Annotated in this window: 23 protein-coding genes; all 23 read left to right on the top strand. The window is 42.5% G+C overall.

Going from position 1 to position 23,486, the window contains the following annotated elements; translation table 11 throughout:
• Positions 1-11 precede the first annotated feature (11 nt).
• The 23 genes from ffh (at position 12) to T487_RS0100540 (ending at position 23,305) form a co-directional block, all read left to right on the top strand.
• Positions 12-1,355 (top strand): signal recognition particle protein, encoded by a 1,344-nt coding sequence (gene ffh, locus T487_RS0100650; RefSeq protein WP_031572760.1) that lies wholly within the window; start codon positions 12-14, stop codon positions 1,353-1,355.
• Positions 1,356-1,384: 29 nt separating this feature from the next.
• Entirely contained in the window at positions 1,385-1,630 is a 246-nt protein-coding gene (rpsP, locus tag T487_RS0100645) for a 30S ribosomal protein S16 (protein WP_031572758.1), read from the top strand.
• Between the two features lie 14 nt (positions 1,631-1,644).
• Positions 1,645-1,872 carry a KH domain-containing protein gene (locus T487_RS0100640; RefSeq protein WP_031572755.1) on the top strand — a complete coding sequence of 76 codons (228 nt, stop codon included), beginning with the start codon at positions 1,645-1,647 and terminating at the stop codon, positions 1,870-1,872.
• Positions 1,873-1,956: 84 nt separating this feature from the next.
• Complete coding sequence (gene rimM / locus T487_RS0100635) at positions 1,957-2,454, top strand: ribosome maturation factor RimM (RefSeq protein ID WP_031572752.1); 498 nt, start codon at positions 1,957-1,959, stop codon at positions 2,452-2,454.
• Positions 2,444-3,172: a tRNA (guanosine(37)-N1)-methyltransferase TrmD gene (gene trmD / locus T487_RS0100630; protein WP_031572750.1), complete on the top strand. Its 729-nt coding sequence runs from the start codon at positions 2,444-2,446 to the stop codon at positions 3,170-3,172. The genes rimM and trmD overlap by 11 nt, the downstream gene beginning before the upstream one ends.
• A 122-nt stretch (positions 3,173-3,294) precedes the next feature.
• A complete protein-coding gene (gene rplS / locus T487_RS0100625) occupies positions 3,295-3,642 on the top strand; it encodes a 50S ribosomal protein L19 (protein WP_031572746.1) in 348 nt (115 codons plus the stop codon).
• 100 nt (positions 3,643-3,742) lie between these two features.
• On the top strand, positions 3,743-4,249 hold the full coding sequence (locus T487_RS0100620) for a GNAT family N-acetyltransferase (RefSeq protein WP_051651410.1): 507 nt from the start codon (positions 3,743-3,745) through the stop codon (positions 4,247-4,249).
• Positions 4,250-4,269: 20 nt separating this feature from the next.
• Complete coding sequence (ylqF, locus tag T487_RS0100615) at positions 4,270-5,121, top strand: ribosome biogenesis GTPase YlqF (RefSeq protein WP_031572741.1); 852 nt, start codon at positions 4,270-4,272, stop codon at positions 5,119-5,121.
• Positions 5,114-5,908 carry a ribonuclease HII gene (locus tag T487_RS0100610; RefSeq protein ID WP_051651409.1) on the top strand — a complete coding sequence of 265 codons (795 nt, stop codon included), beginning with the start codon at positions 5,114-5,116 and terminating at the stop codon, positions 5,906-5,908. Before ylqF ends, T487_RS0100610 begins: the two co-directional genes overlap by 8 nt.
• 83 nt (positions 5,909-5,991) lie before the next feature.
• The gene (dprA, locus tag T487_RS0100605; protein WP_051651408.1) at positions 5,992-6,786 is read left to right on the top strand and encodes a DNA-processing protein DprA; all 795 of its coding nucleotides are present in this window, start codon (positions 5,992-5,994) and stop codon (positions 6,784-6,786) included.
• A gap of 217 nt (positions 6,787-7,003) precedes the next feature.
• Positions 7,004-9,097 (top strand): type I DNA topoisomerase, encoded by a 2,094-nt coding sequence (gene topA, locus T487_RS0100600; protein ID WP_031572738.1) that lies wholly within the window; start codon positions 7,004-7,006, stop codon positions 9,095-9,097.
• 448 nt (positions 9,098-9,545) lie between these two features.
• The gene (codY, locus tag T487_RS0100595; RefSeq protein WP_031572736.1) at positions 9,546-10,319 is read left to right on the top strand and encodes a GTP-sensing pleiotropic transcriptional regulator CodY; all 774 of its coding nucleotides are present in this window, start codon (positions 9,546-9,548) and stop codon (positions 10,317-10,319) included.
• A gap of 199 nt (positions 10,320-10,518) precedes the next feature.
• Entirely contained in the window at positions 10,519-11,220 is a 702-nt protein-coding gene (gene rpsB / locus T487_RS0100590; protein WP_031572733.1) for a 30S ribosomal protein S2, read from the top strand.
• 83 nt (positions 11,221-11,303) lie between these two features.
• Positions 11,304-12,215 carry a translation elongation factor Ts gene (tsf, locus tag T487_RS0100585; RefSeq protein ID WP_031572730.1) on the top strand — a complete coding sequence of 304 codons (912 nt, stop codon included), beginning with the start codon at positions 11,304-11,306 and terminating at the stop codon, positions 12,213-12,215.
• 106 nt (positions 12,216-12,321) lie between these two features.
• The gene (gene pyrH / locus T487_RS0100580; protein ID WP_031572727.1) at positions 12,322-13,038 is read left to right on the top strand and encodes a UMP kinase; all 717 of its coding nucleotides are present in this window, start codon (positions 12,322-12,324) and stop codon (positions 13,036-13,038) included.
• Positions 13,039-13,068: 30 nt separating this feature from the next.
• Positions 13,069-13,620, top strand: coding sequence for a ribosome recycling factor (frr, locus tag T487_RS0100575; protein ID WP_031572724.1), 552 nt, complete (start codon positions 13,069-13,071; stop codon positions 13,618-13,620).
• A gap of 24 nt (positions 13,621-13,644) precedes the next feature.
• Positions 13,645-14,412, top strand: a complete 768-nt coding sequence (locus T487_RS0100570) for an isoprenyl transferase (RefSeq protein WP_031572720.1) — start codon at positions 13,645-13,647, stop codon at positions 14,410-14,412.
• Positions 14,405-15,196, top strand: a complete 792-nt coding sequence (locus tag T487_RS0100565) for a phosphatidate cytidylyltransferase (protein ID WP_031572717.1) — start codon at positions 14,405-14,407, stop codon at positions 15,194-15,196. Before T487_RS0100570 ends, T487_RS0100565 begins: the two co-directional genes overlap by 8 nt.
• 205 nt (positions 15,197-15,401) lie before the next feature.
• Positions 15,402-15,539: a hypothetical protein gene (locus T487_RS16595; RefSeq protein WP_169738433.1), complete on the top strand. Its 138-nt coding sequence runs from the start codon at positions 15,402-15,404 to the stop codon at positions 15,537-15,539.
• A gap of 258 nt (positions 15,540-15,797) precedes the next feature.
• Positions 15,798-16,952 carry a 1-deoxy-D-xylulose-5-phosphate reductoisomerase gene (locus tag T487_RS0100555; protein ID WP_031572715.1) on the top strand — a complete coding sequence of 385 codons (1,155 nt, stop codon included), beginning with the start codon at positions 15,798-15,800 and terminating at the stop codon, positions 16,950-16,952.
• A 4-nt stretch (positions 16,953-16,956) separates the two neighbouring features.
• Positions 16,957-17,961 carry an RIP metalloprotease RseP gene (rseP, locus tag T487_RS0100550; protein ID WP_031572713.1) on the top strand — a complete coding sequence of 335 codons (1,005 nt, stop codon included), beginning with the start codon at positions 16,957-16,959 and terminating at the stop codon, positions 17,959-17,961.
• 2 nt (positions 17,962-17,963) lie between these two features.
• Positions 17,964-19,013, top strand: coding sequence for a flavodoxin-dependent (E)-4-hydroxy-3-methylbut-2-enyl-diphosphate synthase (gene ispG / locus T487_RS0100545; RefSeq protein WP_031572711.1), 1,050 nt, complete (start codon positions 17,964-17,966; stop codon positions 19,011-19,013).
• A gap of 26 nt (positions 19,014-19,039) precedes the next feature.
• Entirely contained in the window at positions 19,040-23,305 is a 4,266-nt protein-coding gene (locus tag T487_RS0100540) for a PolC-type DNA polymerase III (protein WP_031572708.1), read from the top strand.
• Positions 23,306-23,486: the final 181 nt, after the last annotated feature.

Raw genomic sequence — 23,486 nt, 5'->3', positions numbered from 1 at the left:
GAGGGAATTACATGGCCTTCGACAGTTTAGCGGATAGGCTCCAGGAAGCGTTCAAAAAGCTTCGTGGAAAAGGTAAGCTGACAGAAAATGACATCAAAGAAGCCATGAGAGAAGTAAGGCTAGCCCTTCTGGAAGCGGACGTAAACTTCAAGGTTGTAAAAACCTTTGTGAAGAATGTCAGTGAAAAGGCTACTGGTTCAGAGGTTCTTGAGAGTCTCACACCAGGACAGCAGGTTGTCAAAATTGTCAACGAGGAACTGACCGCGCTTATGGGAGGCAGTGAGGCGAAACTTAGTTTTGACTCATCCATCACAGCATTCATGCTGGTTGGACTCCAGGGTGCAGGTAAAACCACAATGGCAGGAAAACTTGCACTTCATCTTCGAAAGAGGAACAGAAAGCCACTTCTTGTAGCAGCAGATATCTACAGGCCTGCGGCCATCAAACAGCTGCAGATTGTAGGAAAACAAATTGATATCCCGGTATTTGCCATGGGCGATAAAGTAAGCCCTGTGGACATTGCCAAAGCGTCCATGGAATATGCCCGTAAAGAAGGCTGTGATGTGGTGCTCATAGATACTGCGGGCCGACTGCATATCGATGAGACGCTCATGGATGAGCTGAAAGGCATTAAAACCGCTGTGAGACCAATGGAGACGCTCCTTGTTGTGGATGCCATGACTGGACAGGATGCTGTGAATGTAGCGCAGAGTTTTGATGATGCGCTGAATCTCACAGGTGTGATCCTGACTAAGCTTGATGGTGATACACGAGGCGGTGCAGCTCTTTCCATCCGGGAAGTGACTGGAAAACCGATTAAGTTCTCCGGTATCGGCGAAAAAATGAGCGATTTGGAAGTGTTCCATCCGGAACGTATGGCAAGCCGTATCCTCGGCATGGGTGATGTCCTGACTCTTATTGAGCAGGCTCAGTCCTCCATTGATGAAAAAGAGGCTAGGGAACTTGGTTCGAAGATGATGAGTAAGGAATTCAATTATGAAGATTATCTCAAAGCCTTTGAGCAAATGCAAAAACTTGGACCTTTAAATAAAATCATGGAAATGCTTCCTGGAATGAACAGCAAGGAAATGAAGGGGGTCAATCTGGAGGACGGAGAGAAAGAAATGCTGAAAACAAAAAGCATCATTCAATCCATGACTCAGAAAGAAAGACGTAATCCTAAACTTCTGGAGCATGCATCCCGGAAGAAGCGTATCGCTAAAGGTGCAGGCGTAACTATACAAGATGTCAATAAAGTCATCAAAGGCTTCGACAATATGAAGAAAATGATGAAACAAATGGGCGGTATGCAAAAAGGCGGCAAAAAAGGTCTTTTTGGTAAATTACCCTTTTAACAACCATAAAATTTGGAGGTGAATATATAATGGCAGTAAAGATTAGATTAAGAAGAATGGGAAGCAAGAAGGCTCCTTTCTACAGACTGGTAGTTGCAGATTCCAAGAGCCCAAGAGATGGTAAGTTCATCGAGGAGATCGGTTTCTACAATCCAGTAAGTGTACCAAAGGAAATCAAGATTGATGCTGAAAAGGCAACAGAATGGTTAAACAAGGGTGCACAACCTACAGATGTTGTAGCTAAACTATTTGACAAGGCTGGAATCAAGAAGTAATCGGAGGGAATGACGTGAAAGATTTAGTTCTGTTCATCGCTAAGGAATTAGTGAATCACCCCGAAGAAGTTTCCGTCACAGAAGTGGAGAAAGATGGTGCGCTTACCATGGAACTCCGTGTCCATCCAGAGGATATGGGGAAGGTTATCGGCAAGCAGGGTAAAATTGCCAAAGCCATCCGAACTGTCGTGAAAGCGGCTTCTATGAAGGAAAATAAAAAAGTTCATGTAGAAATAGTATAAAAGCTATTGCTTTTTAGCCTGCTTAGAAATAAGTAGGCTTTTGCACTATTTCTGCATATTTCATGCAATCAAAATGAGGTGTCTATGAAGAAGTTTCTAACCATAGGAGAAATCACAAAGCCGCATGGCATCAAGGGTGAAGTCAAAGTATTTCCTCTAACAGATGACATTCAGCGTTTTAAAAAATTAAAGAGAGTATTTATTGATGGACAGGAAGTCAAGATTTCATATGTGACTGTGGGTCATGACCGTGCGATTCTAAGACTGGAAGGTGTAGACAGTGTGGAGGATGCTGAGAAGCTGCGGAAGAAGCTTCTAGTTGTTCCTCGTGAGGAAGCTGTCAGGCTTGAAGAAGATGCCTATTTCATTGAGGACCTTAAAGACTGCACCGTATATGATGAAGAGGGGCTGGAACTGGGCAAAGTAGCTGAAGTGATCCAGACTGGAGCCAATGATGTGTATTGGATCAAGAAGCCCAAGGAGCTGCTCATTCCAGCTATAAGGGATGTGGTTCTTTCTGTAGACGTGGAAGCTGAGAAGATTATCATTAAGCCGATCAGGGTATGGTCCGATGAAGATTGATATTCTGACGTTGTTCCCTGAAATGTTTTCTCTCTTCAATGAAAGCATCATTGGACGTGCCAAAGAAAAGGGCCTTTTTGAAATAAATCCTGTGAACATCAGAGAGTATTCAAAAGATAAGCACAGGAAAGTGGATGATTACCCTTATGGTGGGGGAAGTGGTCTTGTGATGGGTGTACAGCCCATCCGAGATGCGCTGAAAGAAATAAAAAAGGCCAATGGTGGACCTGTGATTTTTCTTGGACCCAAGGGAAAGACTTTTGACCAGAATACAGCAAGGCGTCTGGCTAAAGAGGATCAGCTTATTTTTCTTTGTGGTCATTATGAAGGAATTGATGAGAGGCTGTATGAGGACATCGATGAGGAAATCTCTCTGGGGGATTTTATTCTCACCGGTGGAGAGATGGCAGCTATTCCCATCATTGACAGCATTTTGAGACTTCGGGAAGGTGTTCTTGGCAGAGATGAAAGTTCTGTGGAAGAAAGTTTTTCTGAGAACCTTCTGGAGTATCCACAGTATACACGACCTGAGGTGTATGAAGGCCAGCGGGTTCCTGATATCCTTCTTTCGGGGCATCATGAGAACATCAGGCAGTGGAGAAGATACCAGATGCTGATGATTACAAAAGAAAGAAGACCTGATCTTTATGCGAAACATCAGTTGTCTAAAGATGACTTGAAAATCATGAAAAAATTCACTAAAGATCAGGAAAAATAATGTTTTTTTACTTGTAACGGTATTGCTGTTTGTGGTAATATATAGTTTGTGCTAGTACGGGCGTTCCACTGGGAAGAAATGCTTCTGTATGAACGTCAATTTATCATTAGGAGGGAATGCACATGAATGAATTAATCAGAGCGATTGAAGCAGAGCAGTTGAGAGAGACTGCACTACCTAAGTTTAACGTAGGAGACACCGTTAAGGTCCACGTTAGAATCAAGGAAGGCGACAAGGAAAGAATCCAGGTATTCGAAGGCGCAGTAATCAAGGTTCAGAACGGTGGAGTACGTGAGACTTTCACAGTGAGAAGACTTGCTTATGGTGTTGGCGTAGAAAGAACTTTCCCTGTAAATTCACCATCTGTAGACAAGCTTGAAGTTGTCAGAAAGGGTAGAGTAAGAAGAGCTAAGCTGTTCTACCTAAGAGACAGAGTTGGTAAGGCTGCAAAGGTTAAAAACGCTAGATAAGATGATAAAAAAGAGGCTTTTAGTCTCTTTTTTGTTTTTATAGGAAGAAATAAGAAGAAAATCGCATATAATAGAAGTAAATGTATCTGGAGGGAAGCTCATGCTGCGGCTGTTAAAACCTGATGAGACCATGATGGAAGAGATTCTGAGATATAATGATGCATGGAAAGAGAGAGGTCTTAATCTTGTCCCTCATGCGGCGAAACTCGGGTCTTTGTCTTTCGGAGATTGGCTGAAGAATACAAGAGATCTTGAAACCGTAGCGGAAGAACCCTTTGTCACTCAAGAAGTATGGTTTTTGTTTAGCGGTGACACCATCGTTGGTGCCTGTACATTGAGACATTCTTTGAATGCTTATCTGCTTGCTGTTGGGGGGCAGATCGGTTATGGCGTTCATCCAGAAGAGAGAAAAAATGGATATGCCACATATATGCTTGAAAAAACTCTACGCTATGCAAAGTTAAAGGGACTTAAGAAGATTCTAGTCACTTGTACTGTAGGAAATACCGCATCAGAAAAGACCATAGAAAAGTGCGGTGGAATCTTTGAAAACATAATGGAAGACGGAGAGAACCGGGTTGCAAGATACTGGTTCCATCTCCAGTAAAGGAAGTGATCTTTATGGACATGAAAAAAATCAATTGGTTCCCCGGACATATGGTGAAAACCCGCCGGGAAATTTCTGCTAATCTGAAGCTTGTGGATGCAGTAATAGAGATTCGTGATGCGCGAATTGTTTCATCATCCACCAATCCGGAAATAGAAAAACTCGTGGAAGGAAAGCCCAGGATTATACTGCTCAATAAATCGGATATGGCTGAAGACCAGGTTACGAGGAAATGGAAAAAGGAGCTTGAAAATACCACAACGATGGTGCTGGAGGTCAATTCTCTCACAGGAAAAGGGTTGAATAATATCAAACCAGCACTGAATGAGCTTCTGAAAGAAAAGCTGGAGAGAAGCCGGGAACGTGGGATTGTGAACTATCACATCAGAGTGATGGTGGTCGGGATTCCTAATGTAGGAAAGAGCTCCTTCATCAACCGCATGGCGAAAAACGCCATCGCAAAGGTTGGGGATAGGCCTGGAGTAACGAAGAACAAACAGTGGATCAAGACCAAGGATGGTATCGAACTTCTGGATACACCTGGAATTCTATGGCCTAAATTTGAGGAAGAAACATCTCTTAATCTGGCTTTTACAGGAGCGATTAAAGATGAGATCATGGATATCGAAACCCTCGCCTTGAGACTGGTGGAAAAGCTTTCGAATCACTATGGGAAGAGGCTTATGGATCGTTATGGACTGGAGAGTCTTAGTGAAGAGCCTCTAGAGAATCTGGAGAAGATTGCGAGAATAAGAGGCTCTATCATTAAAGGCGGCGAAATTGATTATACAAGAGTAGCAGTGATGCTCCTGGATGAATTCAGAAGCGGCAAGCTAGGAAAAATCTCGTTGGAGTGGCCAGAGCATGAATAAACCGGAGATATTAAGTGAGAGCGCAGCAGCCATCAGAAAGTACGTGAAAGAACACTCAGAACTGGTTCTGGAAAATAGAGAAGAATGGATAGCTGCTCTTCTTGAAGACCATCGGAAAGCAGTTCAAGGGATAGGACTCAGTCTGAAAAAGTCCAAGGAAGCAGAAGAGAGAGAGAGACTGCGTGTAAAAGCTTTATATCAGCACGATCTTTCCTATGGTAAAATTGTCTGCGGAGTGGATGAAGTGGGAAGAGGACCCTTGGCAGGGCCTATCGTGGGCGCAGCGGTGATTCTGCCCATGGATGATACATTTACGGAAATGATTTTAGGGATCGATGACTCGAAAAAAATATCAAAGAAGAACCGGGAGATTCTTGCGGAAATTATTAAAGAAAAAGCGGTATCTTACAGCATCTATGAAATGAGCAATCTTGATATTGACCGCCTTGGGATTTCGTATTGCAATCATGAAGTGTTTCGTGGAGCGGTTCGTACCCTTTCTGTGGTACCGGAGCTGGTTCTTTCTGATGGATATAAGATCAAAGACTATCAGGGGCAAAACATTGCACTGGTGAAAGGGGACACAATCAGTGCCTCTATCGCTTGTGCATCCATCATTGCCAAGGTGCACCGGGACAGGCTGATGGAAAACTATGCGTTATATTATCCGCAATACGGATTTGATCATAATGCAGGCTATGGCAGCAAAGATCATCTGGATGCTTTGCAGGAGAAGGGAGCAACCCCTATACACAGGATTTCTTTTCTTTCGAATATCCTGAAATGACAGAACAGCAGTAAACTGAATAGAACTACAAACCTCCCCGATAATAGTAGTACTTGATACTATATTTATGTGGAGGTTTTATTATGGAACGTGAGCTTTATATGTCGCTGTCCAGAAAGCAGCGGCTCTTTGCGGCATTCTCCTTCGGTACCTATACGGAGAAAAGGAAAATGATGTTTGGGGATACGGTTTCTCCGGGGAATATACGTACTGGAGCTGAGCCTTTTCTCCTCATCGGAGATGAGGATTATCCAGAGAAGCTGTATGATTTATCAAATCCTCCTTTACTACTCTATTATCGAGGGGAAAAAAAGCTGCTGAAAGAAGCTGCTGTAGCTGTTGTAGGCTCAAGGGCTCCTTCTGCATATGGACTGAAAATAACGAAGAACATCGTAAGAGAGCTTTCTCTTTACAACATCACCATAATCAGTGGTGGAGCCAGAGGGGTTGATACAGCAGCCCACAGGACTGCTCTTCAAGATGGAAACACCACCATTTGTGTGCTGGGATGCGGCCTTGGGATTGACTACCCAAAAGAAAATGCGGAACTTTTCAAGAGTATTTCAACCAGTGGACTTCTGTTGTCTGAGTATCCTCGCGGGTTCAAACCTGAAAAATGGACATTTCCCATGAGAAACAGAATCATTGCTGCTTTATCAGAAGATATTGTTGTCACTGAAGCATCTATGAAAAGCGGTTCCTTGCATACAGCGACCTACGGTGTGGAGATCAACAGAGAGGTTCATGCTGTACCCCACCAAGCAGAATCTCCTTGGGGGCAGGGATGTAATCACCTCATAGAACTGGGAGCCGGCATACTATATAATAGTAGGGATTTTTCTGAGGATTTCAGAAAACGCCATAAAGGGACGGAGTGATTTGAAGAAATCTAGAGGGGGAAATGAGGTTTGTACGTGTTTTTGCTAAGGTATTCATGCTGTTCAGATAAATATTCTTTTGACATTTCAAATTTCATGGTATAGAATATGGAATTAATTCACAAAGTTCACCAGTAAGGTGAATAACTGGAATATGAATCGAGAATTTAGATATTCCATTAATATAGTGTATGAATATACCTTTAAGGGAGAATGTATGAGTCAGAAATTAGTAATCGTTGAATCACCAGCTAAAGCAAAAACCATCAAAAAGTATTTGGGAGCGGGATATACTGTGGAAGCATCCATGGGGCATATTCGGGATCTGCCAAAAAGCCAGCTTGGCGTAAATGTGGAGGATAATTTTGAGCCTAAATACATCACCATCAGGGGCAAGGGAGATCTGCTTGCTAAACTCAGAAAAGAGGCTAAAAAAGCAGACAAAGTTTATCTGGCAACTGACCCTGACCGTGAAGGAGAAGCCATAAGTTTCCATCTTGCTCAAATACTGAAGCTCAATCCAGAAGAGAACATCCGTATTGAATTCAATGAGATCACGAAGGATGCGGTCAAGAAATCCATCAAGAATGCGAGACCCATTAACCAGAAAGTGTTTGATGCCCAACAGGCGAGACGTGTTGTGGATAGGCTCGTTGGTTATGAAATCAGTCCTATTCTGTGGAGAAATGTCAAATGGGGACTTAGTGCAGGACGAGTCCAGTCCGTTGCACTTAAACTCATCTGTGACAGAGAGAAAGAAATTGAGAAGTTTGTTTCCAAAGAATATTGGAGTATTGAGGCGGACCTGTTAAAAGGAAAGAAGACCATCCGCACAAAACTCGCACAGTATAAGAACAAGAAAGTTGAAATCGAAACGGAGAAAGAGGCACAGAAGATTGAAAAGGATCTGAAGAGCGGTTCTTTTGTGGTTTCCAGCATAAAGAAGAGCACCAAACTAAAGAATCCACTGGCGCCTTTTATCACATCAACCCTGCAGCAGGAAGCATCTAAAAGACTGAATTATCAAACCCGAAGGACCATGAGTATTGCTCAGAAGCTTTATGAAGGTATGGAAGTGAAGGGGCATGGTTCGGTTGGTCTCATCACCTATATGAGAACAGATTCCACCAGAGTATCGGATGAAGCCCAGACTGCAGCAAAAGAGTTCATTGAAACGAATTTTGGAAAGAGCTATTATCCCAGCACACCAAGGGTGTATAAAGGAAAAAAGAATGCACAGGATGCTCATGAAGCCATCAGACCTTCCAATGTGCAGCTCACACCAGAACTAGTGAAAGACAGTCTGAAATCAGAGGAGTACAAGCTTTATAAGCTCATTTGGGAAAGATTTGTAGCCAGTCAGATGGCCAGCTGTAAGTTGAATACCATATCGCTGGAAGTCCTTAACGGTGATTATAAGTTCAGAGCCAGTGGTTCTTCCGTAGCCTTTGATGGATTTATGAAGCTTTATGATTACCAGAGTGAGGAGGAGGAGGAGAATACCGCAATACCAGAGCTAGATGAGAATGAAGTTCTCGACAGCAGGGAAATAAAGCTCAATCAGCACTTTACGCAGCCTCCGGCAAGATATACGGAAGCCAGTTTTGTTAAGACATTGGAAGAGCTTGGTATAGGCCGTCCTTCCACATATGCACCAACTATTTCGACTCTTCTGAACAGACTTTATGTGGAAAGAGACAAAAAGAGTCTGCTTCCTACAGATCTGGGAAAGATCGTCAATGATCTCATGAGCTCCTATTTTAAAGATATTGTGGATGTGGAGTTCACCGCAGATATGGAGTCCAGATTGGACCTGATTGAAGAGGGCAAGGAGACATGGAAAGAAGTTGTTGGAAGTTTCTATGCTCCACTGAAAAAAGATATTGATCACGCAGAGAGTACCGTCTCCAAAATTACCATTGAAGATGAGATTTCTGACGAACTCTGTGACAAGTGTGGCAAACATTTTGTCATAAAGAATGGAAGATTTGGGAAATTCCTGGCGTGTTCCGGTTATCCGGACTGTAAAAACACGAAAGCCATTGTGGAGAAGCTGGATGTTAAATGTCCCACCTGCCATGAAGGAGATGTTCTCCAGAGAAAATCCAGAAAAGGAAAGAAGTTTTTTGGCTGTTCCAGATATCCCGAATGTAATTATGTCAGCTGGTATGAACCAGTGAAAGAATCGTGTCCGCAGTGTAATGGTCTACTTTACAAAAAGTATTCCAAGAAAGACGGAACCTATTTGGATTGTGCGACAGAGGGATGCGGTTATAAGAAAAAAGTGGAAAAAGCAAGCGAAGAAGAATAATGAAGTCTTCGCCCAAAATGAAGGAAAAGGGAAAAGATGCATGAGAGCACCTTTTCCTTTTCTTATTGCTTTCGGTTTGGAAAGAGTATATACTTTATAAGTCTTTGTTTTTTGAAAATTTGTAAATTTATTTGAGAATACAATTCATCGGTTTTACAGAAATATTTATTTAATTCATTGTCTCGTAGGAAAATCATCATAGTTTCGAGAAACTTTGATTTTGTATCCTAAATTAATCAGATACTCATGAAGAGTCTTCATTGGAAATTATTATATATTCATCAAGAAGTCGAAAAAATAATCATTTTTATAAATGTTTGTCTCAAGAAAAAAGGATTTTGAATTGTGCAAAATTATTGAATAATCCTTTAATTTATGATATCATCTTGATGGACCGGTAACAATTCAAAATATTCACAATATTAGCATAGGAGTAAGGGGGATAACGATGTCATTATTAAATAAGACAAGAAAACTCAATAAGATCCTTCAAAAATCAGGAACTGAACCTGTTGTTTTTGATGATATTTGCGAAATCTTAAGCGAGGAGCTCCATTCCGATGTGTATGTGGTCAGCCGAAGAGGTAAGATCTTAGGTCATAAGTTCACATATCCATTCACAACAAAAGATGAGTATTCATCTGTATTGGAAGAGATGAAATACAGCGACGATTATAATGATACACTTCTCAAGATTGGTGAAACATTAGTGAATCTCAGTGCAGATGAACGGTATGTGCTGAACATTGAGAAGGAATATGAAGGCAAGGATAAGATTACGACCATCGTGCCTATAAACGGAAATCGCGAGCGGTTAGGTACACTGATTCTTGTATCTCTTGAAGGGGAATATACAGACGAGGATATCGTTCTTGCTGAGTATTCTGCAACAATCATCGGTCTTGAGATCCTCAGATCGAAACAGCTGGAAAGTGAAGAAGACCAGAGAAAGAATGATGTGGTGGATTTGGCGATTCAGACGCTCTCCTACAGTGAGAAGGAAGCCGTGAACCATATTTTCAGAGAACTGGATGGAGATGAGGGACTTCTTGTTGCATCTAGAATTGCTGATAAAGTCGGAATCACCAGGTCTGTTATTGTCAATGCGCTGAGAAAGCTGGAAAGTGCTGGTGTAATTAAATCCAGATCCCTAGGAATGAAGGGGACCAGAATCACAATTCTGAATGATAAACTTCTGGAAAAACTGGATATCCGTAAATAATCCTGTTGGTCTAACGAAGAAAAATTGAATTTTAGATAAAAACCAGTTTCAAACTGGTTTTTGTTGCTTCTGAAGGAAGCTTATGGTATACTACTTTAGGATAAAAATAATCACATTCACTGATTTCAGAGAGGTTGCCTGAAAGGGTTTCTCTGAGAAATGAAGTGGATGGAAGGTTAAAAACCAGGAGGTAAAAAAAATGGCAGTAATTTCAATGAAACAGCTTTTAGAAGCTGGTGTTCACTTTGGTCACCAGACCAGAAGATGGAACCCTAAGATGGCTCCATACATTTTCACAGAGAGAAACGGGATCTATATCATCGATCTTCAGAAGACTGTGAAGCTTATCGACGTAGCTTATGATTTCGTTAGAGAAGTCGCAGCTGAAGGTAAGGACATTCTTTTCGTTGGTACAAAGAAGCAGGCTCAGGAAGCAATTCAGGAAGAAGCGCTGAGAGCAAACATGCACTTTGTAAACAACAGATGGCTTGGCGGTATGCTGACAAACTTCGGCACCATCAAGAAGAGAATTGCTAGAATGGAAGAAATCCGCGTTATGCAGGAAGATGGTACTTTTGAAGTTCTTCCAAAGAAGGAAGTAGCAGCTCTTATGAATGAGCTTGAAAAACTCGAAAAGAACCTTGGCGGTATCAAGAATCTTGATGTAAACAACATTGGAGCAATCTTCATTGTTGACCCAAGAAAAGAAAGAATTGCAATTGCAGAAGCAAAAGCACTGAATATTCCAATCGTTGCTATCGTTGATACAAACTGCGATCCAGACGAAATTGATTACATCATTCCTGGAAACGATGATGCCATCAGAGCGGTTAAGCTGATTACAGCTAGACTGGGAGATGCCATTCTTGAAGCTAGACAGGGTGAAGAAATAGCAGAGTAAAAAGTGAAAGGTAGGTGGTTTTCCATTTACCTTTTCTTATAGAGTGACCAATATTTGAAATGAATTTTTAGGAGGAATAAACTGTGATTAGTGCACAAGCTGTAAAAGAATTAAGAGATAAGACCGGCGCTGGTATGATGGACTGTAAGAAGGCTCTGACCCAGGCTGAAGGAGATTTAGAAAAGGCTGTTGATATCCTGAGAGAAAAGGGACTTGCTTCCGCTGCGAAGAAGTCTGGAAGAGTAGCTGCTGAAGGTGTCATCGCAACATATGTATCCGATGATCTGAAGAATGCTTCTATTATAGAGCTGAACTGTGAAACAGACTTCGTATCGGCAAATGAAGCTTTTGTAGCTCTTGCTAATGATATTGCTAAAGCTGTAGCTGAAAGCAACGTAGACAGTCTGGAAGCTGTGAAAGCACTTCCATACGGCGACGCTACCATCCAGGATGCAATCACTGCGCTTATCGCTAAGCTAGGTGAAAACATGAACCTGAGAAGATATGAGAAGATGGAAGCTCCAGCAGGACTGGTATCCTCTTACATCCATATGGGCGGAAAGATTGGTGTTCTGGTTCAGGTTGACGCTGAAAATGCTTCACAGGAAGTTGCATCTGTAGCTAAGGATGTAGCAATGCACGTAGCTGCGCTGAATCCTCAGTTCCTTGACAACTCCTCTGTAGATGCAGATACCATTGAAAGAGAAAGAGAAATCTACCGGGTACAGGCACTGAACGAAGGTAAGCCAGAAAAGATCGTTGATAAGATGGTTGATGGAAGAATCAACAAGTTCTTCAAGGAAGTTTGTCTTGTGAATCAGATGTTCGTTAAGAACCCTGACCTCTCCATTGAGGCATTTGTAAAGGAAGAGTCCAAGAAGCTTGGAAACATCAAGCTTGTGAAGTTTGTGAGATTTGAGAAGGGCGAAGGAATCGAAAAAGAAGAAGTAGATTTTGCTGCAGAAGTAGCTGCTCAGATGGGACAAAACAAGTAAAAAGCAAAACAAGGATTCGAAAGAACGAAAAAGAGAACACCTTGGTGTTCTCTTTTTTTGAAATAATTGTTAGAATGGTACTATAACGCAATATACGGAGGTTATTATGAGTGAACCGAAATACAAACGAGTCATGCTGAAACTGTCTGGCGAATCATTGGCTGGTAAAAATGGATTTGGCATAGATTTTGCTGTAGCCAAAAGAATTGCCGAAGAAATCAAAGCTCTTGTGGATATGGGCGTTGAAGTGGGGGCAGTCATTGGCGCAGGAAACATTTGGAGAGGGCGTGAGGGAAGTGGAATGGATCGAGTGACAGCAGACAATATGGGAATGCTTGCCACTTGTATCAATGCACTTGCACTGCAAAACTCATTAGAAGACCTCGGCATTGAAACTAGAGTGCAGTCTGCCATTGAAATGCGGGAGATTGCGGAGCCTTTTATCAGAAGGCGTGCTGTCAGGCATCTGGAAAAAGGCCGGGTAGTGATCTTTGCGGCTGGTTCAGGAAACCCTTATTTCACAACTGACACGGCAGCAGCACTTCGTGCGGCGGAAATTGACGCAGAATGCATTCTTCTTGCGAAGAAAGTGGACGGAGTTTATGATATGGATCCCAACATTTATCCGGAAGCGGTTAAATTTGAAAAATTAACCTACCGTGATGTAATTGAGAAAGATCTTAAAGTCATGGATATTACAGCAATTACACTGTGCAAAGACAATGAAATTCCAATCATAGTCTTTGGTCTTGACGGAGAAGGAAATATTCTAAAAGCCATACTGGGTGAAGCCAATGGTACTATTATCGACTGTAAAGAATAACCAGAATAACAAATAATAGGAGGATCGACTATGTTTAAAGATTTAATGAAAACCATGGAAGAAAAGATGGGAAAGTCCATCAGCAATCTGGAGGCTGAACTTGCCACATTAAAAGCTGGACGGGCCAATCCTACCATGCTGGACCGAATCGAAGTGGAGTATTATGGAAGCATGGTTCCAATCAGCCAGGTAGGTAATGTATCATCACCAGAACCAAGAGTGCTTATGATCACACCTTGGGAAAAGTCTGCCTTGAAAGCCATTGAAAAAGCCATCAATATGTCCGAGCTGAACATCAATCCGAATAATGATGGATCAGTCATTCGTCTCATCGTGCCTGAACTGACAGAAGAAACCAGAAAGAATCTGGTAAAGGTAGTACATAAAAAAGGCGAAGAGGCAAAGATTGCCATCAGATCTATTAGAAGAGATGTCATTGAAAAGATCAAAGGAATGAAGAAAGAAGTCTCTGAAGATGAAGTGAAGAAGGGCGAAGAAGATGTTCAGAAAAAAGTGGATGATTTCATCAAGAAAGTAGACAAGATTCTGCAGAATAAAGAAAAAGAGATCATGACTGTATAGTTTCCATTTGAAAGAAGGTAAGACATGTTTAGTATTTTTAAGAAGACTGGTCCAGTGGAAGCGACCGAAGCAGTGCTGGATATGGAGAGAATCCCGAAGCATATTGGCATTATTATGGATGGCAATGGCAGGTGGGCAAAGAAGAGAAATCTGCCAAGAACCATGGGTCATAAGGCGGGAGTGGAGACTATAAGAAGAATACTAAAAGAATGCAATCGCTTAGGGGTCAGGTTCCTGACCCTCTATGCTTTTTCCACTGAAAACTGGAAACGGCCTAAAGATGAAGTGAATGCCCTGATGTCTCTTCTTATTGAATATCTGAAAAATGAGCTGAAAGAGCTTCATGAAAACAACGTCGTGGTGAACTATGTGGGGAATACGGACAGACTTCCCATAAAGGCTCAGGAGGCGCTGAAAGAAGCCAAGGAAATGACGCAGAACAACACAGGCGTACAGATGAACCTTGCGTTGAATTATGGTGGACGGGAAGAGATACTTCATGGTATCAGAGAACTTGTTCAAGCAGTAGAAGAGCGCAAGTTTTCTATGGAAGACCTTTCAGAGGAGTCTTTCAAAGAGTTTTTGTATACAAAAGGACAGCCAGACCCGGAACTGATCATAAGACCCAGTGGAGAACTCAGGCTGTCTAATTTTCTGCTCTATCAAGGCGCATACAGCGAACTATGGTTCAATCAGATTTTTTGGCCGGATTTCACTGAAGCACATCTGAGACAGGCAATTTCAGATTATCAGAAACGAGACCGCCGATTTGGGGGAGTAAAGGGTGAATAATCGATATATAGGAGCACTGATTCTGGCTCCATTTCTACTTCTGATTTTTTTGGGCGGATGGTATTTAAAAGCAGCAGTGCTTTTTCTGTCTTTCCGTGGACTGTTTGAATATTTTCATGTAGTCCGGAAGAAAGGTCATCATCCGTTATCCCTTATAGGATACGGTGCACTGATCTCCTATTATGCGGTGGTGCTGTTTGCTTCTGATCCGCTGGCACATGTGGGGGTTCTAGTGGCCCTTATGACGGCGCTTTTATTTATCTACATGGTCTTTGATGAAAAGATAAACATCACAGATGTTGGGATCACTGTCTCAGGATTTGTGTACACTGGGGTTTTATTCAGTTTTCTTTTGCTTCTGGGCGATAAAGAATACGGAATGTACTATGTTCCTCTTGTTTTTGTGATCTCATGGGGTTGTGATACCTTGGCCTACTATTCTGGAAGACTGTTTGGGAAACATAAGCTCAATGAGCGTGTGAGCCCCAAAAAGACTGTGGAAGGAGCGGTTGGCGGTTTACTTGGAGGAACCATTGGAGCTTTGATTCTCGGATATTTTATTTCAGCAGAATCTGGTGCAAATATTGTTCATTTTGCATTCATCGGCCTTGTTGGTGCGTTTTTTGGACAAATTGGAGATTTGGCAGCATCTGCAATCAAACGGTATGCAGGGGAGAAGGATTATCCTAAGCTGATTCCTGGACATGGTGGAGTACTTGACAGGTTTGATTCTATCTTATTTGTTGCCCTCATTGTGTATGTCTATACAACGTATGTTTTATAGAATGTGACGTGATGCCGTAGTTTCATGGCTGCACATCCTTGTATAAAAAAGAGTCATTCCTTTGGCATGGCTCTTTTTCATTTTGATACCAAAAAATTAAAGATGTTCATAAGAATTTTAAATAATATATATTGTATTGTCCCGAGGCAAGAGGTATAGTATATACAACAGTAAATTTGTCATATGTACAAAGAGGAGGGAGCTTATGAAAAAAGAGCCTAAAACCAAGATACTGTTTACATTACCAGTAGAACTGAAGGAAGAACTGTTGAAGGAAGCCGAAAAAGAGAACCGTTCGCTGAACAACTATATTCTGACCCTTCTGCTGAAAAGAACCAAATAATGACATTTTTGAATGACATGTAAAGAGTCCGAAGTTATCTTCGGACTCTTTTGATTTTATGAACTCGAAGCACAGAACGCTGTGTACGTTCAGAGTATCTTCATGGAGTGTAATGAAGATTTGTGTTAGAATAATAGAGCATCTGGAGTTGGTCTCGAGGTGATCTGATTCCAAGTATCATTTTTTTGTAGGAATTTCTTAATAATTCTCTAGTATAATAAATTCAACCAGATTTCGAAAAGAAAGGGGTTATCCCATTTGAAGAATATTGCGATTATTGGTGCATCCGGATCCATAGGAACACAAACGCTGGATGTCCTAAGAAAAGAAAAAGGTATTGTATTATCAGGGGTTACGGTACATAAAAACCTTTCGGTGTTGAAAGACATCATTGAGGAGTTCCATCCAAGTGCTGTGGCAGTGACAGATGAGTCGTTAAAAACGGAAGCGGAAGAGATGCTGAAATCCATAGGGTTTCAAGGAGAAGCGTCGTATGGTTCTGAGGGGCTCATCCATATCTCAACTCTTCCAGTCACAGATACTGTTGTGACTTCTTTGGTGGGTATGGTAGGGCTTAAACCAACCATTGCTGCCATTGAGAGTGGAAAAAATATCGCACTTGCGAATAAAGAAACCCTTGTTGCAGCTGGAGAACTTGTTATGCCGCTTGCTAAAAAGTATGGCGTGCGTATTCTACCAGTGGATTCTGAACACTCTGCAGTTTTTCAGAGTCTTCAGGGATCAAAACACAAAGAAATACAAAAGATTATCCTGACTGCTTCTGGTGGTCCCTTCAGAGGGAAAGATCAGGCATTTCTAAGAACTGTCACCCGCGAGATGGCTTTAAAACATCCGAACTGGGTGATGGGAGCTAAAATCACCATCGACTCCTCCACCCTTATGAACAAAGGGCTGGAGGTAATCGAAGCCAAATGGCTGTTTGATGTGGAATATGATCAGATCGAGGTTCTGGTGCATCCTGAAAGCATTATTCATTCCATGGTCGAGTTTGTGGACAACAGTGTCATTGCTCAGCTTGGAGCACCGGATATGAGACTGCCAATACAGTACGCGCTCAATTATCCCGATAGAACAAGCCCTGTTGCAAAACCATTGAACTTATTGGAGATATCAAAGCTGACCTTTGAGGCTCCGGACAGGAATACGTTCAGAGCGCTGGACTTGGCATATACAGCTGGTAAAAGAGGAGGCCTTCAGACTGCAGTAATGAACAGCGCCAATGAAGAAGCGGTTGCTTTATTCCTGGAGAATCAGATAAGGTATCATGAAATTGTAGAAGTAGTGGAACAGGCGATGGATGCCTATAGGGATCTGGGGGAAATCTCTCTTGAAAAAGTGATTTCTGCCCATGATGAAGTAAAAGCTTTTGTCCGAAACAAAATGAAGAGGTGAGAACATGTATTTAGCATTATCAATATTTGCCTTTGGGCTTCTGGTCCTTGGGCATGAATTCGGCCATTTTATCGTTGCCAGACTCAATGGCGTCACTGTAGAAGAGTTTTCTGTAGGTATGGGTCCCAGAATTTTCAAGAAGCAGGGAAAGAACACCCTGTATTCTTTAAAAATACTGCCCATCGGTGGTTCTGTGAAGATGTACGGAGAAACTGCAGATGAGGAAGGGGAGGGTTCCTTCTTCTCCAAAAGCCCTCTCAGGAAAATCAGTATTATTGCAGCGGGACCCATTATGAACATCATCATGGCTGTTTCAGTCCTCTTTGTCATCGTGATTTTCAACGGGTATTCCAGTAATGTGATTTCAGAAGTAATTCCTGGCTCTCCCGCTGAGGAAGCAGGCATTATGGCGGGTGACAAAATTGTTGGTGTCAATGGGGAAAAAGCTTATACATTTCAGGATGTTTCTACCTATATTGCTTATAACGGTTTACAAGATGTTACTCTTGAACTTGAGACAGCAAATGGCAGGGTCGTAAAGAAACTTACACCGATGGAATCTGAAGGAAGAGCTCTTGTAGGCGTTGTACCTGTTTCAGATACTGATCCAGGTGTTTTTGAAAGCATTGGTGCTGCGTTTAATCAGGGCAGATCATTGATTGCTCAAACAATATTTTCCTTAAAGGTGCTTTTCACTGGACGAGCTTCCATCAATGATTTTGGTGGTCCGGTCACAATCTTTAAAATCTCGACAGAAGTCGCGAGTGTTTCCTTGTGGAATCTGGCATCCTTTGCTGCATTCCTCAGCATTAATCTGGCGGTTCTGAACCTTATTCCATTTCCAGCACTGGATGGAGGATGGATCCTGATTCTTTTGGTGGAAATGGTCAGCAGAAGGAAAATTCCGGACAAGTTTGTCGGTGTATGGAACACCATCGGTTTTGCCATACTCATGAGTTTCATGCTGCTGATTACATTTAAGGATATCTTTTTACCAGGAGGCTTCTGATGATTGAACGTCGACCAACGAGAAAAATAAAAATTAAGAATATTTATGTGGGCGGAGACAGTAAGATCAGTGTACAGTCTATGACAAATACCGATACACGAAATATTGAAGCTACATTAGACCAGACAAGAGCTTTGATGGTGGCAGGGTGTGATATCATCCGTGTGGCTGTGCCAGATATGGAGGCAGCTGAAGCACTGAAGGAGATCACAAGGCAGCTTCCAATACCAGTTGTCGCAGATATTCACTTTGATTACCGTCTGGCGTTGAAGAGCATTGAAAACGGAATCTCAAAACTGAGAATTAATCCGGGAAACATCGGTGGGAAAGACAAAGTTCGTCTTCTGGCAGAAGTCTGTAAAGAAAAAGGGATTCCCATCCGAGTGGGAGTGAACTCAGGTTCGCTGGAGAAAGATCTTCTTGAAAAGTATGGTCATGTGACACCTGAAGCTTTGGTGGAGAGTGCGCTTCGTCATGTCGAGCTTCTGGAGGATGCCAATTTTTATGACACGATCATTTCGATAAAGTCCTCTGATGTCATGACCATGATGAACAGCTACCGTTTGCTCTCTAAAGAAGTGGACTATCCGCTCCATCTGGGCGTAACGGAAGCTGGGACACCTTGGAGAGGGACCATCAAAAGCTCTGTTGGTATCGGAGGCCTTCTGTCCGAGGGCATTGGGGATACCATAAGAGTATCCTTAACAGGTGACAGCATTGATGAAATAAAAGTTGGAAGAGAGATTCTAAAGTCTGTAGGGCATCTGAAAGATGGTATTGAATTTGTGTCTTGTCCTACTTGTGGAAGGACTCAAATTGATCTGATTGGAATTGCGAACCAAGTGGAAGATGCGCTAAAAGACAGCAAGAAAAATATTAAAGTCGCAGTTATGGGATGTGTGGTCAACGGACCTGGCGAAGCCAGAGAAGCAGATATCGGTATCGCTGGAGGAAACGGCATGGGACTGATATTCAAGAAGGGCCTCATTATACGAAGAGTGAAAGAAGAGGAGCTGGTAGCAGCTCTTTTAGAAGAAATTGACAAACTGTAAAGATCAGGAAAGGAGGAGGGCTTTGATTGGAAATTAATCACCTGCTCAGCAAAGAGTCCTCACTCTCTGCGTATAAGATTCAGGATGTGCTGAAAGTTGAGTATCTTAAAAAACAAAATCAGTTCAGAGTCTTTCTAAAATCATTCCGGGTTCTGGATCCAAAAGTAAAAGAGCCCATCGGTAATTTCATGAGGAATGTTACAGGACAGGAAAGTGATACCCTGATTGTCAATATCCTGGATAAGCTCACCCACGAGAATATCCAGGATGTTCTCATGGGGATTTTTTTGTCAGAACCGCTTCGGTATAATTTTTTAAAAGATGCAGATGTCCATCTGGCAGAAGGACATCTGAAAATCCAACATTACAGCCCAGCCCTCATTACGAATTTTAGGAGTCATGATGCGGTTAAACATATAGAAACACTGATTTCCCAATATTACGGACAGAGTGTCCATGCGGAAACGGTGCTGAATGTCGCTCTAACTCCTGTAAGGAAAGAACTTGATGTAAATAAAGAGCTTCAGGCAGCAAGACAAGATTCACAAGCCAGTGCAGAGCATAAGGTGGAAGCGCCGAAAATGGTGATGCCTGCCAGAAAAGCATCCTCTGATGAACCTGCAAGGGGGCAGAAAAAATCTCAAGATGAGAACGTCATCTTTGGAAAAGCTATTAAAGAGCCAAGTGTCAGAATCAAAGAACTGGATGACAATGCTGGGATTTGTGTCATAGATGGTGAGGTTTTCAAAACAGATGAGAAGAAACTGAGAAATGGGAAAACCCTTCTTGTACTGTATGTCACGGATTTTTCCAGCTCTATTGCTGTAAAAGTCTTCCTGAAAGAAGGCGAAGAACTTCCGATTAAGGCAGGCCAAGTTTTTCGGTTCAAAGGGAACGTCACACTGGATATGTACTCGAAAGAGCTGACGATGATCGCACGAGATATCTATAAAATGGAAAAAGTAAAGAGAAAAGATACGGCAGCTGAAAAAAGGGTAGAACTGCATCTGCATACCAATATGAGCAGTATGGATGCCCTGGCTTCAGCGAAGTCTGTTTTTTCACTAGCCAAAGATTTTGGGCACCGTGCTGTGGCCATTACAGATCACGGAGTTGTTCAGGCCTATCCTGAAGCCATGGATCAGGCGAAATCTACAGGGGTCAAAGCAATCTATGGTATGGAAGCCTATGTTGTCAATGACGAGATGAACATCATTGAGAACATAGATGAGACATTGAAAGATCTTGTGATATTCGACATTGAAACCACAGGGTTCTCTTCTATGAATGATAAGATCATCGAAATCGGAGCAGTAAAGGTGAGGGATGGTGAGGTCATTGATGAGTTCTCGGCTTTCATCAATCCAGAGCGGTCCATTCCATCTAAAATCACCGAACTGACTGGAATCACAGATACCATGGTGAAAGATGCTCCTCTTATTGGAGAGGTGATTCTTCAGTTCGAGGATTTCATCAGAAATTCTACGTTGGTTGCTCATAACGCATACTTTGATGTGGGCTTCATTCGGAAGAATCTGGCAGATGTAGGCCGCAGCATTGATAATCCCATTATGGATACAGTACCCATGGCGAGATTCCTCTACCCTGATCTGAAGAGACACCGGCTGGATGTTATTTCAAGACATCTGGGTATAGATATGGGGTCTCATCATAGAGCGGTGGATGATGCCAAGACCACGCACAGGATTCTTCAAAAGTCCATGGAAAAAATGGAAACCATGGGAATCCATTCCTTCAGGGAACTGAATGAGCGGAGCAAAAAAGAGATGGATTATAAAAAACTGCCGATGTATCATACAACAATTCTCGTGAAGAATCTTACTGGTCTTAAGCATTTGTATGAGATGGTCACGGAGTCCCATCTGAAGTCATTCCACATGAAGCCTAGAATCAGAAAAAGTGTTCTGGAACAAAAGAGGGAAGGACTTTTATTGGGATCCGCCTGTATCAATTCAGAGCTTGTACGATATATCATGGAGGGCCGAACGGAAGATGAGATTCTGACCATGGCCTCTTACTATGACTACATCGAAGTACAGCCCGTGGAAAACAATCTGGATCTTCTTAAGGACGGCCGTATTCAGGACATGGAAGGGTTAAGAGACCTAAATAGGAAACTGATCTCTCTTGGTGAATCTCAAGGTAAAATTGTGGTGGCCACTGGAGATGTCCATTACTTGAATAAAGAGGACAAGTTCTATCGGAAAATCCTCCTGGCATCTCAGGGGTACAACAATCAGAATGATGATCTGGATCTGTATTTCAGAAGCACAGATGAGATGCTGGCTTCGTTCTCCTATCTTGGCCGTGACAAAGCCTATGAGATTGTGGTGAAGAACACCAACCTCATTGCAGACAGTATCGAGGACTTTCTTCCCATCCCTAAGGGGACATTCCCACCCAAAATTGATGGGGCGGATGAGGAAATCAGGGAAATGACCATGACGGAAGCACATAAACTTTATGGCGATGTCTTGCCTGAAGTGGTGGAAAAACGTGTGACAAAGGAGCTGAACTCCATCATCAGCAATGGATATGCCGTTCTTTATCTCATTGCGCACAAACTGGTAGCAAAGTCACTTTCTGATGGATACCTGGTAGGATCGAGAGGTTCTGTCGGATCTTCTCTCGTGGCTACTTTTACAGGCATCACTGAAGTGAACGGCCTGCCACCCCATTATCGTTGTCCGTCTTGCAGACATAATGAATTTTTCCTGGATGGAAGTATTTCAAGTGGAGCTGATTTGCCGCTGAAAGACTGTCCTCAATGCGGAACTCCATATGTGAGGGATGGCCATGATATTCCTTTTGAGACCTTCCTTGGGTTTGAAGGAGATAAAGAACCTGATATCGATCTGAACTTCTCGGGAGAGTATCAGGCTGTAGTGCATAAATACACAGAGGAGCTCTTTGGGGAAGGTTATGTGTTTAAAGCAGGCACCATCGGCACGGTAGCGGATAAGACCGCGTATGCCTATGTTAAAAAGTATCTGGAGGAGCGTGAAATGCATCTTCCCACGGCGGAAGTCGAGCGGCTTTCCCTAGGTCTTGTAGGGGTGAAAAGAACCACAGGACAGCATCCTGGAGGCATCATGGTAGTGCCCAGGGACAATGATGTCCATAATTTCACTCCTGTTCAGAGGCCAGCGGATGATCAGTCGTCAGATATCACAACGACCCATTTCGATTATCACTCCATTTCAGGAAGGCTTCTGAAACTTGACATCCTTGGCCATGATGACCCAACCATGCTGAGAATGCTTCAGGACCTGACTGGTATAGACCCCAAATCTCTGCCTCTCAATGATGAGAAGGTCATCTCTCTGTTCACGTCTACAAAAGCCTTGGGGGTAACAGAAGAGGAGCTGGGGATTCCAGTGGGATCCTTAGGTCTTCCGGAATTCGGGACGAAGTTTGTCCGAGGGATGCTTCTGGATACCAGTCCTAAGTCTTTTGCGGACCTTGTGAGAATATCAGGACTTTCCCATGGTACGGATGTTTGGCTGAATAATGCCCAGTATTACATTAAAGAGGGATTCACAACGCTGAGCGAATGTATCAGTACTCGTGATGATATTATGGTGTATCTGATTTATAAAGGGTTACCAGCAAAACGTGCATTCACCATCATGGAGAGTGTTCGAAAAGGAAAAGGGCTCAAGGATGAGGACGAAGTCATCATGCGAGAGAACAATGTACCGGAATGGTATATCGAATCCTGCAAAAAAATCAAATACATGTTTCCAAAGGGGCATGCGGTAGCTTATGTCATGATGGCTATGCGTATCGCTTATTTCAAAGTCTACTATCCACTGGCTTATTATGCGGCTTATTATTCCACCAGAGCATCGGATTTTGATGGAGAGCTGATATTGAAAGGCGAAGTGGCTGTGAAGAAACAACTGGAAGAATACTATGAGCTTGGAAACAACATTTCAGCAAAAGAGAAAAACATGATCACGATACTAGAGATTGTTTATGAGATGTACAAGAGGGGGCTAAAGTTCAAACCAGTGGATCTTTACCTGTCTCATGGCTCTAAGTTTCTCATCGAAGAAGGTGAAATCAGACCGCCTCTGAGCTGTCTCGTGGGTGTGGGGGTGAATGCAGCCACGTCCATTTATGAGGAAGCCCAGAGAAGTCCTTTCATTTCTAAGGAGGATCTCCGATTACGCTGCAAGATTTCTAAAACAGTCATTGAAACGCTATCAAATTGTGGCGCTCTTGAAGGTATGGACGAGACAAACCAGCTCTCTCTCTTCAATCTGTAGGGGTTGAATTTCTCCAAATACTATGTTATTATTTATAAGAAGAATAACTTTGAACTTGAAGAGTGGGCAAAACCCGCTCTTTCGTTTTGTGTGGCGCAACTGTAATCTAGTTGCGTTTTTCATTAGGAAAAAACTTAAAACACAAAACAAAATTGTCAAATAATTATAATGGGGTGAGACC

It is taken from the genome of Proteiniclasticum ruminis DSM 24773, from assembly GCF_000701905.1.
Lineage (GTDB): Bacteria > Bacillota > Clostridia > Clostridiales > Clostridiaceae > Proteiniclasticum > Proteiniclasticum ruminis.
This window is presented reverse-complemented; position numbering and strand designations above follow the sequence as displayed.

Coding starts and splice junctions, on each gene's coding strand:
- ylqF (WP_031572741.1), top strand. CDS start 4,270: ATGAAAAAAATCAATTGGTTCCCCGGACATATGGTGAAAACCCGCCGG.
- T487_RS0100610 (WP_051651409.1), top strand. CDS start 5,114: ATGAATAAACCGGAGATATTAAGTGAGAGCGCAGCAGCCATCAGAAAG.
- pyrH (WP_031572727.1), top strand. CDS start 12,322: ATGAGTGAACCGAAATACAAACGAGTCATGCTGAAACTGTCTGGCGAA.
- ffh (WP_031572760.1), top strand. CDS start 12: ATGGCCTTCGACAGTTTAGCGGATAGGCTCCAGGAAGCGTTCAAAAAG.
- T487_RS0100570 (WP_031572720.1), top strand. CDS start 13,645: ATGTTTAGTATTTTTAAGAAGACTGGTCCAGTGGAAGCGACCGAAGCA.
- codY (WP_031572736.1), top strand. CDS start 9,546: ATGTCATTATTAAATAAGACAAGAAAACTCAATAAGATCCTTCAAAAA.
- rpsP (WP_031572758.1), top strand. CDS start 1,385: ATGGCAGTAAAGATTAGATTAAGAAGAATGGGAAGCAAGAAGGCTCCT.
- rpsB (WP_031572733.1), top strand. CDS start 10,519: ATGGCAGTAATTTCAATGAAACAGCTTTTAGAAGCTGGTGTTCACTTT.
- rseP (WP_031572713.1), top strand. CDS start 16,957: ATGTATTTAGCATTATCAATATTTGCCTTTGGGCTTCTGGTCCTTGGG.
- frr (WP_031572724.1), top strand. CDS start 13,069: ATGTTTAAAGATTTAATGAAAACCATGGAAGAAAAGATGGGAAAGTCC.
- T487_RS0100620 (WP_051651410.1), top strand. CDS start 3,743: ATGCTGCGGCTGTTAAAACCTGATGAGACCATGATGGAAGAGATTCTG.
- trmD (WP_031572750.1), top strand. CDS start 2,444: ATGAAGATTGATATTCTGACGTTGTTCCCTGAAATGTTTTCTCTCTTC.
- T487_RS16595 (WP_169738433.1), top strand. CDS start 15,402: ATGAAAAAAGAGCCTAAAACCAAGATACTGTTTACATTACCAGTAGAA.
- rimM (WP_031572752.1), top strand. CDS start 1,957: ATGAAGAAGTTTCTAACCATAGGAGAAATCACAAAGCCGCATGGCATC.
- dprA (WP_051651408.1), top strand. CDS start 5,992: ATGGAACGTGAGCTTTATATGTCGCTGTCCAGAAAGCAGCGGCTCTTT.
- topA (WP_031572738.1), top strand. CDS start 7,004: ATGAGTCAGAAATTAGTAATCGTTGAATCACCAGCTAAAGCAAAAACC.
- rplS (WP_031572746.1), top strand. CDS start 3,295: ATGAATGAATTAATCAGAGCGATTGAAGCAGAGCAGTTGAGAGAGACT.